This window comes from Hymenobacter sp. ISL-91 (assembly GCF_018613725.1).
GTDB lineage: Bacteria > Bacteroidota > Bacteroidia > Cytophagales > Hymenobacteraceae > Hymenobacter.
Map to the genome: position 1 here is coordinate 17,667 of NZ_JAGGPS010000039.1, position 12,743 is coordinate 30,409.

Below are 12,743 nucleotides of genomic sequence, written 5' to 3' on the forward strand. Positions count from 1 at the left end.
TCGTCAGTAGAAAGTGGTATTTTACTTCTTTAACCTTGATAAAGGCTATAAATACAAGTTTAAAAGACTCTTATTGAGCGTAGAAGCTACACCACTCCGCGGTTCACTCTCAACCAACCGCCACTTGAAGGGCCTACTCCCCGTGTCATCCACTCCTATCTTCCTTCCGAAACTATGAACGCCAACCTCACTGCTCGTCCTACTGCTGCTGCTGCCAAAACGGCCGGTACCAAAACTGCCGGTGCCAAAGCCGCAGCCGACAAAACTGTAACCAAGCGCCCCCGTGGCTTTGCTGCCATGGACCCCGCCACCCAGCGCCGGATTGCCAGCGAGGGAGGCCGCGCCTCACACCAAAGTGGGCGGGGCCACCGCTTCACCTCCGAAGAAGCCCGCGTTGCCGGCCGCAAAGGTGGCCAGGCAACGCGCGGGGCCGGTGCCAAAAGCAAAACCGACCAATAGCCGGCCCACTTAGCTGGTTACCAACGCCAACGCCGCCTTCCGTCCGGGCTTTCCGGATGGAAGGCGGCGTTGACGTTGGTAGCCGGGTTGTATATTGCCCTTAACCCGCCGCTGCGGGCTGTTTTCCGTCTGTCCCGCCATGCTTCAGCTTCGCTCCGTCAGCCGCGCCCTGCGCTTCAACTTCCCGGCCCGCACCTCCCGCGGGGCGCTCACCGAACACCTGGTGCATTACCTGTTGCTCTCCGACACCGCCGCACCCGAGCACGCCGGCTGGGGCGAAGCTGCCCCGCTGGCCGGCCTCAGCCCCGACTATGGCCCCGATTTTGCGGCCACGCTCGAAGGGTTTGTGCGCGAGTTCAACCGCCGCCAGCTGCGCGAGCTGCTGCCCCACGAAGCGGCCGAGTTGGTTGGCCCCGAGTGGCCGGCCCTGCGCTTCGCCCTCGAAACGGCTGCCCTCGATTACCAGCGCGGCGCCCGCCGCCAGTTGTACAGCAACGCCTTCAGCCGGGGCGAAGCGGGCCTGCCTATCAATGGGCTGGTATGGATGGGGGATGCTGACTTTATGCGCGAGCAGATCGAGGCCAAGCTGGCGGCGGGTTTCGATTGCCTGAAGCTTAAAATCGGAGGCCTCGATTTTGCCACCGAACTGCGTATTCTGGCCGATATCCGGGCGCTGGCCGGTCCCGACCGCCTTACGCTGCGCGTAGACGCCAACGGGGCCTTCGCGCCGGCCGAGGCTCTGGGTAAGCTCGAACAGCTGGCCCGCTTCGACCTCCACTCCATCGAGCAGCCTATTGCCGCCGGGCAATGGGCCAAAATGGCCGAAGTGTGCCGCCACTCGCCCGTGCCGGTAGCCCTCGATGAGGAGCTGATTGGCCTGACCGACCCGGCCCGGCAGCCCGAGCTGTTGGAGCAGGTGCGACCCGCTTACCTTGTGCTTAAGCCCACGCTGCTGGGGGGGCTGGCCGCCAGCCAGCAATGGGCCGCGCTGGCCGAGGGCCACGGCATCGGCTGGTGGCTCACGTCGGCCCTCGAATCGAACGTGGGCCTGAACGCCATCAGCCAGCTGGCCGGCACAGTGGCCCGGCCCGGGTTTCCGCAGGGGCTGGGTACGGGCCAGCTCTACCACAACAACCTGGCGGCCCCGCTCAGCATAGCCGGGGGCCAGCTGCACTACCACCCGGCCGGCGTGTGGGAGGCGCCGGGCTAGCGTTTGGCGGGTTCCGAATGATTATGCTTCGTGCGTAATTTTAAGTACCTTACCCAGGACGTTTATTCCGTGTATGCCGCTACGAATCGGGGCTTTATTGCGTGCATACTACCAGCGCTGGCCGTGGCGGCTGAGTTGGCTGCTGCTGTTGTTACTAGGGCTGATAGGACCTGTTGTGCCGGGCCGTGGGCAGCTAGCCGAGCCGGTGTTTCGGCTGTTGCGGCCACGCGCCCACCAGGCCAAGGTGCCCTTCGCCCTGCAGCGCAATCTGATTGTGGTAGAAGCCCGGCTTAATGGGCAAGGGCCGTATAATTTTCTGCTCGACACGGGCCTCGCCAGCTCCCTCATCACCGACCCCGCCGTGGGCCGCGAGCTGAACCTGGCTACCACCGACCGGTTTCTGGTGTCGGGGGCCGGCGAAGAAAGTGCGCTGGAGGCCGTACGGGTGCCGGCCGTGGCCGTGCAGCTCGCCGGCCAGGTGGGGGCTACCCGCGCCTCATTCCTGATGCTTTCCGAAGACGTGCTGAATATTTCGGGCTATGTGGGGGTGCCCGTGCATGGCCTGCTGGGCGCCGATGTATTCCGGAACCTGGTAGTACGGGTTGATATCGAGCAGCAAATGCTTGAGTTCCATGACCCCGCCCGCTACCGGGCGCCCCGCGGCCGCCGCTGGGCCCGCCTGCCGCTGGAGTTCGACGGGGCCAAAGCCTTTCTGAATCTGCCCGTGCAACTGTCCGACTCGCTGCAGCTGCCCCTGCGGCTGGTGCTCGATACCGGGGCCGGCCATGCATTGTCGCTCGAAACCACCTCCGACCCGCGCCTGCGCGTGCCTCCGGCCCGCCTGCGCACCCAGCTTGGGCGCGGTCTCAATGGCAACATCAACGGTTTTCTGGGCCGGGTGCCGGCCCTGCAGCTGGGCCGCTACCGCATCAGCAACCTGCTCACGTCTTACCCCGATTCGGCCGATGTAGCCGGGCGGGCCGAAACGTTTCGCAACGGCAACCTGGGCTTCGAGCTGCTCAAGCGCTTCACCACCATCATCGACTACCCCCACAACCAGTTGCTGCTGAAGCCCAACCACCTGTTCCGCGACCCATTTGAACACGACATGTGCGGGTTCGATCTGCTGGCCTTTGGGCCTGGCTACCAGCGCTACCGCCTGCTACGGATAGAGCCAGGCGGCCCCGCCGAACAGGCCGGCCTGAAAGTGAACGACGAAATTGTATCCATCAACCTGATTCCGGCCGAGTTCTTTTCGCTCACCGACATCAGCCGGATGCTGCACTCGGCCGATGGCCGCCAGCTGCTATTTATTGTGCGCCGCGCCGGCACCGATGAGCTGCAAACTGCCCGCGTGCGCCTAACCCGCCAGATTTAGGCGTTGCTGCCGGTCTGCCGTAGCCGGGCAGTCTTATTTGCCAACTACCGAACCGGGGCGCAACTCGAAGGCGGCTAAAAGCAGTACATTGAAAGCCCGACCGTCTTCCTGCCCTTTATGACGAACCCTGCTGCCGCGACACCCGCCGGATTACCGCCGGCCATTGTGGCCAACCAGCACATCTATTCCGATTACTTCGACGAGCAGTTTGTAGAAACGCTCGACCGCAACATCATGCAGCTGCTCGACCGGGTGTGGTTTCGCTCCGAGCTGGTCGGCTTCGACGATTACCCCCAGCGCAACCGCCCCGACCGGCCGCTGCTGTTCGCCTCCAACCACTCGGGTATGGCCTTCCCCTGGGATGCCATGGTGGCCCTGGCGCACCTGTGGCGCTACCTGCCCAACCTGCGCGACCTGCCCCGGCCGCTGTCGGCGCCCATGCTCTCGCAATCGATTTTGATGAACCCGTTCCTGGTGAAGGATTTCTGGAAACGGGCCGGCTGCGTGGATGCCACGACGCTCAATTTCGAGACGATGATGTACTACAACGACCACAACCTGATGCTGTACCCCGAGGGCGTGCCGGGCATCGGCAAGGGGTTCAACAACAAGTATCAGCTCCAGCGCCTGGCCACCAGCATCGTGCGCCTGGGCATTGAGCACCGCACCGATATTGTCCCGTTTTATACCATCAACGGCGAATACCTCAACCCGCACACCTACAGCTGGGAGTGGGTGAACCGGCTGAGCAAGAAAATCGGGATTCCGTTTATTCCGGTGGGGCCGGTGCTGCTACTGGTGCTGCTGCAGCCCTGGTTTTTCTACATGGCGTTTCCGGCCAAGCTTACCTTTGTGCTGGGTACCCGCGTAAAGCCCTACGAACTAACCGACAAAGCCCCCGCCGACCTTACCCGCGACGATTACCGGGCTATTTCGGAGCAGCTGCGCGCCCGCATGCAAACCGAGCTAGACGCCGCCGTGGCTAAATACGGGCGGCAGCCCTACCGCTGGGCCGAGTTGTGGCAGCGCATCAAAACCAATTGGCGCTACTTCCCGTTTTTTCTGCCGTGGGCCTGGCCCGCGCTGTACCAGGAGTTTGAGCGCCAGTACATTCGGGCCGGCCGCCGCCACTTCGACCTTGACCTGCGCACGCCCGGGGCCTACTGGCGCATGCTCTGGCGTAACCCCTTCACGCTCTCGTTTTTTATTCCCCTGCTGGGCTGGATTCCCATTGCCATTCGCGGGTACAAAAATCACCGGATCAAGTAAAATCATAACCAGCTAAGCCGCTGTAGGGGCGGGGCTTGTCCCCGCCCGCCGTTCGCACCGTTCTAGCGTAATCAATTCAACAGCAATTATCCAATGGCGGGCGGGGCAAGCCCCGCCGCTACATCGGCTTAGTTGCAGATCAATAAAAGAACGAGCACCGGCTGTTAGCAAGCAGATGCGTAAATAGTTGCTTATCAATAAGTAAATAACTCCAGAATGTCTTCGCCTCAACACGCGGTATTGCAACAGTTGCTGGTGGCCGCTACCGGCCCGCTGGCCGAGCGGCGGCCCCAGTTGCCTGCCATGCGCCTGTTTGCCGAGTTGCTGGCCTTCGGGCAGTTTATGCCCTGGAACGTGTTTCTGGAGGATGTTGAGGTAGAAGGTATTCCGGCCGAATGGGTGCGGCCGGCCGGGGCGGTGGCCGGCCGAGTGCTGCTGTACCTGCACGGTGGCGGCTATGTGCTGGGCTCCCTCAATACCCACCGGTCGTTGGTGGGCCGGCTGGCCCAGAAATGCGGCGTTACGGCCCTGGCCATTAACTATCGCAAAGCCCCCGAGTATCCGTTTCCGGCCGCCCTCGAAGATGCCCTGACGGCCTACTTCTGGCTGCTGAACCAGGGCTACGCGCCTGCCGACATTATCGTGGCCGGCGACTCGGCCGGGGGCGGGCTGGCGCTGGCGCTGCTGCTGGCCCTGCGCGATGCCGACGAGCCGCTGCCCGCCGCCGCTGTGGGCCTCTCGCCCTGGACCGACCTGCAACTGCCCGCCGGTACGCTACGCAGCGTGTGCCGCGACGAAAGCCTGCTGCTGGAGGCGCTGGAAATCCGGAACTGGGGCCCGCTTTACGCCGCCGAAACCCCGCTAAGCCACCCGCTTATTTCGCCGGCCCGCGCCGAGCTGCACGGGCTACCGCCGTTGCTGCTGCAGGTGTCCGATGCCGAAGTGCTGAGCGATGATGTGCGCCGCTTTGCCGAGCGGGCCCGTGCGGCCGGCACGCCCACCACCCTGCAAATTTTCGACGGGCTGGTGCATTGGTGGCACCTGTTCTGGCGCTTTGTGCCCGAAGCCGACATAGCCCTCGATCGGGTGGCCGATTTCACGCGGCAACTGTGGTCCGAGCCGGCCACCGCTACTGATGAAGACCGCCAAGCCGCCTGAAAATGAGACGCATCAGCAGAAATACTACACATGGCAGCTGAACTATATAGCAGGTATTTCGTAGGTTTGTAAAAAATAGTAGGCTTGCATACTACTTTTTGGCTATCTGCCTTGCGGGTAATGGCTTTCACGGGTTTCCTTCACTTTCCACTCATTCAATCCCAACTCATCATGGAAGATTTGTTCAAGAAGTTTGTAAACGCCGGTGTGGGCTTCGTTTCGCTGACCAACGACCGGGTGCAGAAGACCATTGATTCGTTGGTGAAGGAAAGCAAGCTCTCGGAGAAGGAAGGCGCCAAAATCATGGACGACCTGAAGAAAAACACCGATGCCAAGCGCAAAGAGCTGGAGAAGCAGGCCCAGAGCCTGGCCTCCAAGATGCTGAAAACGGTGGGTGTTGCACCCAACTCGGAGCTGGAAGAGCTGAAGCGTAGCACCAAGGGCGGCAGCAAGTCGGCCACGGGTAGCACCGCTGCTTCGGGTAGCAAGAAGGCCGCACCTGCTAAGGCCGGCAGCGCCGCCAAAGGGGCAGCCGCCAGCGCCACCAGCAAAGCTGCCAGCACCGTGAAGAAGGCTGCTGACAAAACCAGCACTGCCGCCGGCAAAACCCAGAAATCGGCAGCCGGCTCGGCCGGAGCCGCCAAGAAAGCCGAGAACAAGGCCGACGACAGCAAGTCGTAGGCTTTTACGCTTCGTAAATAGCCGAATAAAAACCCCGTCCGTGTTTCGCGGGCGGGGTTTTTCGTGGGGCAGGGGCGGGGTGCGGCTCCATTCGCCGCCCGCTGCTAACACCTGATTTTGTCCGGTTGTCGGGTTAGCAGAAGGGTAGGGGCAGACCCCGCGCTTAGGCTCTACTTTCGCAGTAACTTGCCGTTCCTATGTTCAAGAACACTATCTCCAATCTTTCGCGCATCCGGCAGGTGGCCGAAGTGCTGATTCGCTACGGTTTCGAGGACGTGGTAACGAGCACGGCCCTGCGGCGGCTGGTACCCCAAAGCCGGCGCCGCTCGTGGCTGGAGGGCGAGCAGGCCGTGTTTGAGACAACCCGCTGGGAGCGAATCCGGATGATTATCGAGGAGCTGGGCCCCACCTTCATCAAGCTGGCCCAGGCCCTGAGCAACCGGGCCGACTTGCTGCCCCAGCCCCTGATTGATGAGTTTGAGAAGCTGCAAAGCAATGTGCCGCCGTTTCCGGTGGCGCAGGCCCGCCAGATAATTGAGCACGAGCTGGGCCGGCCGCTGGAGGAAGTGTTTGCCGATTTTGAAGAAGTGCCGCTGGGCTCGGCCAGCATTGGGCAGGTGCACGGGGCCCGACTGCTGACGGGCGAAAAAGTGGTGGTGAAAGTGCAGCGCCCCGGCGTGCAGGAAAAGGTGCGTACCGACCTGAGCTTGCTGCACGAGCTGGTGCGCCTGACGGCCGGCTTCCTCAAAAAACAGGGCCTGAGCAACCCCCAGGACATTGTGGACGCCTTCGAGCGGAGCATGACCAAGGAGCTGGATTACACTTCGGAAGCCCGTAGCATGGAGCAGTTTCGGCTGCTATACGAAGACTACGACACGTTCTATATCCCGAAGCCCTACCGCGAACTAAGCACCAGCCGCATGCTGGTAATCGAGTTTGTGAGCGGCTGCAAAATTACCGACAAGCCCCAGCTGCTGGAGTGGGGCCTGAGCCCCGAGAAGGTGGCCGAGGTGGGCATGGGCGTGTACCTGACCCAGATTTTCGAGTTCGGCGCCTTCCACGCCGACCCGCACCCGGGCAACGTGCTGGTGCGCCCCGACGGCACGCTGGTGCTCATCGATTTCGGGATGGTGGGCCGCCTGACCAAGCAGCAGAAATATGCCTTCGCGGGTGTATTCATCGGCATGGCCCGGCAGGACGCGCGCAGCATGGCCCTCAACTTTCGGCGCCTGGCCCTGACGGCGGAAATACCCGACATGCGGGCTTTCGAGGCCGATTTGAGCCAGCTGATTGAAGACTTCGCCTCGCTCGATGTGAAGGAAATGAGCATGTCGGACCTGGCCGACTCGCTGCAGGACGTGATTTACCGCTATAAGCTGCAGGTGCCGGGCGCCGTGTTCCTGATTCTGCGGGCCCTCGTGATTCTGGAAGGCATCGGCAAGGTGCTGCACCCGCGCTTCAACACCTTTGAGTTCGTGCGGCCCTACGGCGCCAAAATCATTGCCGAGCAGTACTCGCGCGAAAACATCCAGAACGAAGCCCTGTACACCGGCACCCAGTTGCTGGCCCTGCTCCAGACGCTGCCCACCGATGTGCGGCAAATCGTGCGCAAAATTTCGCGCGGCGACCTGCGGGTGCGGGTTGAGCTCAGTGGCTACCAGCTGCTCATGGCTAAGGCCGACGAGCTGGTGGGCCGCGGCATTCTGGCGGCTGTTACGGTGGCCATCATCCTGTTTGCCGGCCTGAGCCTGTTGGGCAATTACTCGCCGGCCATGCCCTACTACCGGGGCCTGCCGGCTATTACCTGGTGGTCCCTGGCCGCCGCCGCGCTGCTACTCCTGATTCTGCTACTGCTGGGCACCCGCCGGCCCCGCCGCCGCAAGCCGGAGTAAGCTGGGTGGCATAATCGAGCGGGCAGAAGAACCAATCGGCCACCCACAAGCCAACCCTACCGCCCCTGTCATGCGTATCAGATAGCAGGTGCCGCCTTGGTACCGGCCTATTTTTCTGCTTATTTCCGCACGCTATGTCCGATTCCAAAAAAACCACCGATCAGAACGACGAGAAAGTATACTCGACCACGACCGGCAGCACCGCCACCAACCTAACCGGTGCCACCAAAGTAATGACCACTGCCCCCGACGGCGAAACCGATGCCAGCGCCCCCATCAGCGACCAAGTAGACGAAAAAGTCCATCCGAAATAACGCTCAGGACGGCGACCAGAACAACAAGTAATCCGGCCCCTCGGCCCGCTAAAGCAAAGCCCCCGCACGATTCCGTGCGGGGGCTTTGCTTTGCTGGTATCCGTACCGCAAAACAGAGTTGAGCCGTAGCGTTGCTTGAATCCGGTTAGTTCAGGCCCATATCCTGGATGATGCGCTGGATTTTCTCATCAGCCAAGCGGGTGGCCAGGTCGAAATCAACGGCGGAAGCCAGCGGCTGCTTTACGCTGAAGTAGAACTTGATTTTGGGCTCGGTGCCGCTGGGGCGGGCCGAAATCTTGCTGCCGTCTTCCAGGATAAACTGGAGCACGTTGGAGCTTTCGAGGCCGGTTTCGGTTTCGAGGCCGGTGCGCAGGTCTTTGATGCGGCCGGTTTTGTAGTCGCGCATTTCCACTACCGGCTGGCCGGCCAGCATAGCCGGTGGGGTGGCCCGCAGCTCACGCATCATCTGCTGAATTTCCTCGGCCCCGCGCTGGCCTTTTTTGGTGATGGAAATCAGGTGCTCCTTGTAGAAACCGTAGCGCAGGTACATGGCCACCATTTCCTCGTAGAGCGTGTGGCCCTGGTCTTTGGCCACGGCGGCCATTTCGACCAGCAGCGCGCAGGCCGAAATAGCGTCTTTGTCGCGCACGAAGTCGCCGAGCATGTAGCCGTAGCTTTCCTCGCCGCCGCCTACGTAGGTTTCCTGGCCTTCCAGCTCCCGAATGATGCCGGCAATATATTTGAAGCCGGTTAGCGTACGGTAGGCCTTCACACCCTGGTAACGGGCAATGTCGCCGAGCACCTCGCTCGTGACGATAGTATACACGATAAAATCCTTATCGGTGGCCTTACCGGCTTGCTTGCGGGCCGACAGTACGTAGTGCGTGAGCAGCGCGGCCGTCTGGTTGCCGTTGACGAGTACCCACTCGCCGGCCGGGTTTTTCAGGGCAATGCCCACGCGGTCGGAGTCGGGGTCGGTGGCCAGCACGATGTCGGCATCGAGGGCCTTGGCTTCGTTGAGGGCCAGCTGCATGGCTGCCTGTTCCTCGGGGTTGGGCGACTGCACCGTGGGGAAGTTGCCGTCGGGCGTGGCCTGGGCCGCCACAATGTGCACGTTATCGAACCCAAGCTGGGCCAGGGCCGGCGGCACCATGGTAATGCCGGTGCCGTGCAGCGGCGTGAATACGATTTTCAGGTCGTGCTGCCGCCGGATAGCCTCGGGGTTGATGCTCAGACCTTTCACCTTCGCCAAATAGGCGGCATCCAACTCGGCTCCGATGAGGTGAATGCGCGCGGGGTCGGGCTGGAACTTCACTTCCCGCACCGAGCTGATGGCCTCTACCTCGCGGATGATGTTCTGGTCGTGGGGGGCTACTACCTGCGAGCCGTCGGTCCAGTACACTTTGAAGCCGTTATACTCCTTGGGGTTGTGCGAGGCCGTCACTACGCAGCCACTCTGGCAGCCCAGCTCGCGGATGGCAAACGAAAGCTCGGGCGTGGGCCGCAGGGCCTCAAACAGATACACCGTAATGCCGTTGGCCGAGAAAATATCGGCCGCGATGCGCGCAAACTCGGGGCTGTTGTGGCGCGAGTCGTGGGCCACGGCCACCTTTATTTCCTGGCCCGGAAACGACTGGAGCAGGTAGTTGCTCAGGCCCTGGGTGGCCATGCCCAGCGTGTAGCGGTTCATGCGGTTCGAGCCCGCACCCATCACGCCGCGCAGTCCGCCGGTACCAAACTCCAGGTTGCGGTAAAACGCATCGGAAAGCTGCTCGTGCTGGCTTTCATCGGCCAGCTGCTGCCGGATTTCGGCTTGCGTATCGGCATCGTAATCGGCCGTGAGCCAGCTGTTTATTTTGGTTTGCAGGTCGTCGGAAAGCGGCATTGGTTTAGTGCTTAGTTGTTAGTTCGTAGTGCTTCGGTTGGGCAAATTTGATACAAAACCTGTCATCCTGAGCAGCGCGAAGGACCCTACCACGTGAGCACGAATAATCGTAGCGTAGTAAGGTCCTTCGCTTCGCTCAGGATGACAGGTTTTTTACCGGGCTGTGCGGTTACAGGTTGCCCCGCAGGCCCTGCTCGCGCTCAATGGCTTCAAACAGCGCCTTGAAGTTGCCTTTGCCGAAGCTCTTGGCGCCTTTGCGCTGGATGATTTCGTAGAATACAGTGGGCCGGTCTTCAACGGGCTTCGTGAAAATCTGCAGCAGGTAGCCTTCCTCGTCGCGGTCGATGAGCAGGTTCAGGGCGCGCACGCTGTCGAGGTCCTCATCGATGTGGCCCACGCGCTCCAGCAGGTCGTCGTAGTAAGTGGCGGGCACTTGCAGGAACTCCACGCCGCGGCGGCGTAGCTCCGTCACCGTCGTGCGGATGTCGTCGGTGAGCAGGGCCATATGCTGCACGCCGGGGCCGTGGTAGAAGTCGAGGTATTCCTCAATCTGGCTTTTCTTCTTGCCTTCGGCGGGCTCATTGATGGGGAATTTCACGAAGCCGTTGCCGTTGCTCACCACCTTGCTCATCAGGGCCGAATACTCGGTGCTGATGTCGTCGTCATCGAAGGTGATGAGCAGCTTGAAGCCCAGCACATCCTCGTAGAACTTCACCCACTGGTTCATCTCGCCCCAGCCCACGTTGCCCACGCAATGGTCGACTACCTGCAGGCCCACCGGATTGCCCTGGGGCACATTGCTGGTGCGGGCCACGAAGCCCGGCAGAAACGGCCCGTTGTAGTTGCGGCGCTCCACGAAGGTGTGCACGGTTTCGCCGTAGGTGTAGATGCCGGCCAGCGTGACCGAGCCGTTTTCGTCCTCGATAACGTAGGGCTCGAAGGCCACTTTGGCCCCGCGCTTGGTGGTTTCCTCGAACGATTTGCGGGCGTCGTCCACCCACAGCGCCATCACCTTCACGCCGTCGCCGTGCTGGGCTACGTGGCGCGTAATGTCGGAGTCGGGCAGGAGAGAGGTAGTGAGCACCAGCCGGATTTTGTTCTGCTGCAGCACGTAAGAGGCCCGGTCGCGCACGCCGGTTTCGGGGCCGGCATAGGCTACCAGCTCGAAGCCGAACGCGGCCTGGTAGAAGTAGGCCGACTGCTTGGCGTTGCCGACGTAGAATTCGAGGTAATCGGTGCCGTTGAGGGGCAAAAAGTCGTGGGCGGGGTGGGCCTGCACAGCCGGCGAAGTCATGGTTTGCATAGAAAAGGGATAGAGGGGTGAGAATTTGTTGGGTTGGGTAAAAATACGGGTTTTTACTTGTTGGTTTTTGGTTTCTGGTTTTTGGCCCTGCGCTTCAGCAAGGCCACCGGAGTAAAATTAAGCACACAAAAACTTGCGAAAAGCCATAAATTGGCAACCAGAAACCTAAAACAACCCCTGGCCCTTACCTTTGCCGACGAACCTATTGCCATTCGCCTTATGAATTCGGAAGAGCTGAACAGTGCCCTCGTGGCCCTCATCGATAAGAAAGCCGAGCTGCAGAAGCTCACCTACGACGATGCCCGCTACGACGACGTAGAAGAAGAACTCCACGACCTCGAAGACGACTTCAACGAAACGTACGGCCAGTTTCTGGAGGCCGCCCTCGAAAAGGTACACGACGAGCTCAGCTCCGATACCGACGTGCTGCTGCCCACCGCCTACCTGCCCGCCGGCCCGGGCCCCAAGCCCACGCCTAAGGAAGGCGTCTGGATCGATTCGGAGAAATACTCGGGCAAAGAAGCCCGCCTGACGCTGGTGCCCAATCCCGTGCGCCTCGTGCTGACGGTAGGCAAAGCCGTGCAGGAGGACGTATGGAAAGCGTAGAAAAGGGAATTGTGAATTTTTGATTCTGAATTAGGAATTGAGAACGGGAGCCGGCGGCAGGGTCGTGGGCTCCCGTTTTTTTGTGTTTGTAGCTGTATAGCGAAGTTGAGGTAAGCGGATAAACCAAAGTCCGGCACCGAAAATCCAGCGAAGTAAGCGGCCCCAGCAATTCAAAATTCATAATCCAAAATTCAAAATCCCCCCGAAGTGCTCTACCGCATCAGTCAGCCCGACGATTGGCAACGGGCGCAGCAAACCGGCTTTTTTGCCAGCGCCGACCTAACGGCCGAAGGATTTATTCATGCCTCGGAGCTGGGGCAGGTGCTCGAAACGGCCCGGCTCTACTACGCCGGCAGCCCCGGCGCGCTGCTGCTGGAACTGGATGAAACGGCTATGCTGGCCGCTGGCGTGCGGGTGGAGCGCGAGTGGGCCGCCGGGCGGCAGGCGTGGTTTCCGCATGTGTTTGGGCCGGTGCCACTGGCGGCCGTGCGTCGCACATGGCCGCTACCCGTGGCCATGTGCGGCGCGGCCACGCTACCGCCCGAGTTGGGGGAGCAGTAATGGCCTTAGGACTTACGCACTTACAGG

At 61.4% G+C, this 12,743-nt stretch carries 12 protein-coding genes; 10 read left to right on the top strand and 2 right to left on the bottom strand.

Going from position 1 to position 12,743, the window contains the following annotated elements:
- The first annotated feature begins 174 nt into the window (after positions 1 to 174).
- From J7E24_RS15380 to J7E24_RS15415, 8 genes are all read left to right on the top strand, one after another.
- Positions 175 to 459 carry a KGG domain-containing protein gene (locus J7E24_RS15380; RefSeq protein WP_215139014.1) on the top strand — a complete coding sequence of 95 codons (285 nt, stop codon included), beginning with the start codon at positions 175 to 177 and terminating at the stop codon, positions 457 to 459.
- A gap of 139 nt (positions 460 to 598) precedes the next feature.
- Positions 599 to 1,669 carry an o-succinylbenzoate synthase gene (locus tag J7E24_RS15385; protein ID WP_215139015.1) on the top strand — a complete coding sequence of 357 codons (1,071 nt, stop codon included), beginning with the start codon at positions 599 to 601 and terminating at the stop codon, positions 1,667 to 1,669.
- Between the two features lie 73 nt (positions 1,670 to 1,742).
- The gene (locus tag J7E24_RS15390; protein WP_215139016.1) at positions 1,743 to 3,047 is read left to right on the top strand and encodes an aspartyl protease family protein; all 1,305 of its coding nucleotides are present in this window, start codon (positions 1,743 to 1,745) and stop codon (positions 3,045 to 3,047) included.
- Positions 3,048 to 3,164: 117 nt separating this feature from the next.
- Positions 3,165 to 4,316, top strand: a complete 1,152-nt coding sequence (locus J7E24_RS15395; protein ID WP_251047225.1) for a hypothetical protein — start codon at positions 3,165 to 3,167, stop codon at positions 4,314 to 4,316.
- Positions 4,317 to 4,532: 216 nt separating this feature from the next.
- Positions 4,533 to 5,474 (top strand): alpha/beta hydrolase fold domain-containing protein, encoded by a 942-nt coding sequence (locus J7E24_RS15400; RefSeq protein WP_215139017.1) that lies wholly within the window; start codon positions 4,533 to 4,535, stop codon positions 5,472 to 5,474.
- A 171-nt stretch (positions 5,475 to 5,645) separates the two neighbouring features.
- On the top strand, positions 5,646 to 6,155 hold the full coding sequence (locus J7E24_RS15405; protein WP_215139018.1) for a phasin family protein: 510 nt from the start codon (positions 5,646 to 5,648) through the stop codon (positions 6,153 to 6,155).
- Between the two features lie 197 nt (positions 6,156 to 6,352).
- The gene (locus J7E24_RS15410) at positions 6,353 to 8,047 is read left to right on the top strand and encodes an ABC1 kinase family protein (protein WP_215139019.1); all 1,695 of its coding nucleotides are present in this window, start codon (positions 6,353 to 6,355) and stop codon (positions 8,045 to 8,047) included.
- 134 nt (positions 8,048 to 8,181) lie between these two features.
- On the top strand, positions 8,182 to 8,361 hold the full coding sequence (locus J7E24_RS15415; RefSeq protein ID WP_215139020.1) for a hypothetical protein: 180 nt from the start codon (positions 8,182 to 8,184) through the stop codon (positions 8,359 to 8,361).
- Positions 8,362 to 8,506: 145 nt separating this feature from the next.
- Here J7E24_RS15415 and J7E24_RS15420 read toward each other — a convergent pair whose 3' ends face one another.
- Both J7E24_RS15420 and hppD read right to left on the bottom strand, forming a co-directional pair.
- On the bottom strand, positions 8,507 to 10,246 hold the full coding sequence (locus tag J7E24_RS15420; protein ID WP_215139021.1) for a phospho-sugar mutase: 1,740 nt from the start codon (positions 10,244 to 10,246) through the stop codon (positions 8,507 to 8,509).
- Positions 10,247 to 10,415: 169 nt separating this feature from the next.
- A complete protein-coding gene (gene hppD / locus J7E24_RS15425) occupies positions 10,416 to 11,549 on the bottom strand; it encodes a 4-hydroxyphenylpyruvate dioxygenase (RefSeq protein ID WP_215139022.1) in 1,134 nt (377 codons plus the stop codon).
- 219 nt (positions 11,550 to 11,768) lie between these two features.
- Between hppD and J7E24_RS15430 the strand changes: the two genes are divergently transcribed.
- The gene (locus J7E24_RS15430) at positions 11,769 to 12,155 is read left to right on the top strand and encodes a hypothetical protein (protein ID WP_215139023.1); all 387 of its coding nucleotides are present in this window, start codon (positions 11,769 to 11,771) and stop codon (positions 12,153 to 12,155) included.
- A gap of 207 nt (positions 12,156 to 12,362) precedes the next feature.
- Positions 12,363 to 12,716 (top strand): DUF952 domain-containing protein, encoded by a 354-nt coding sequence (locus J7E24_RS15435; RefSeq protein WP_215139024.1) that lies wholly within the window; start codon positions 12,363 to 12,365, stop codon positions 12,714 to 12,716.
- Positions 12,717 to 12,743: the final 27 nt, after the last annotated feature.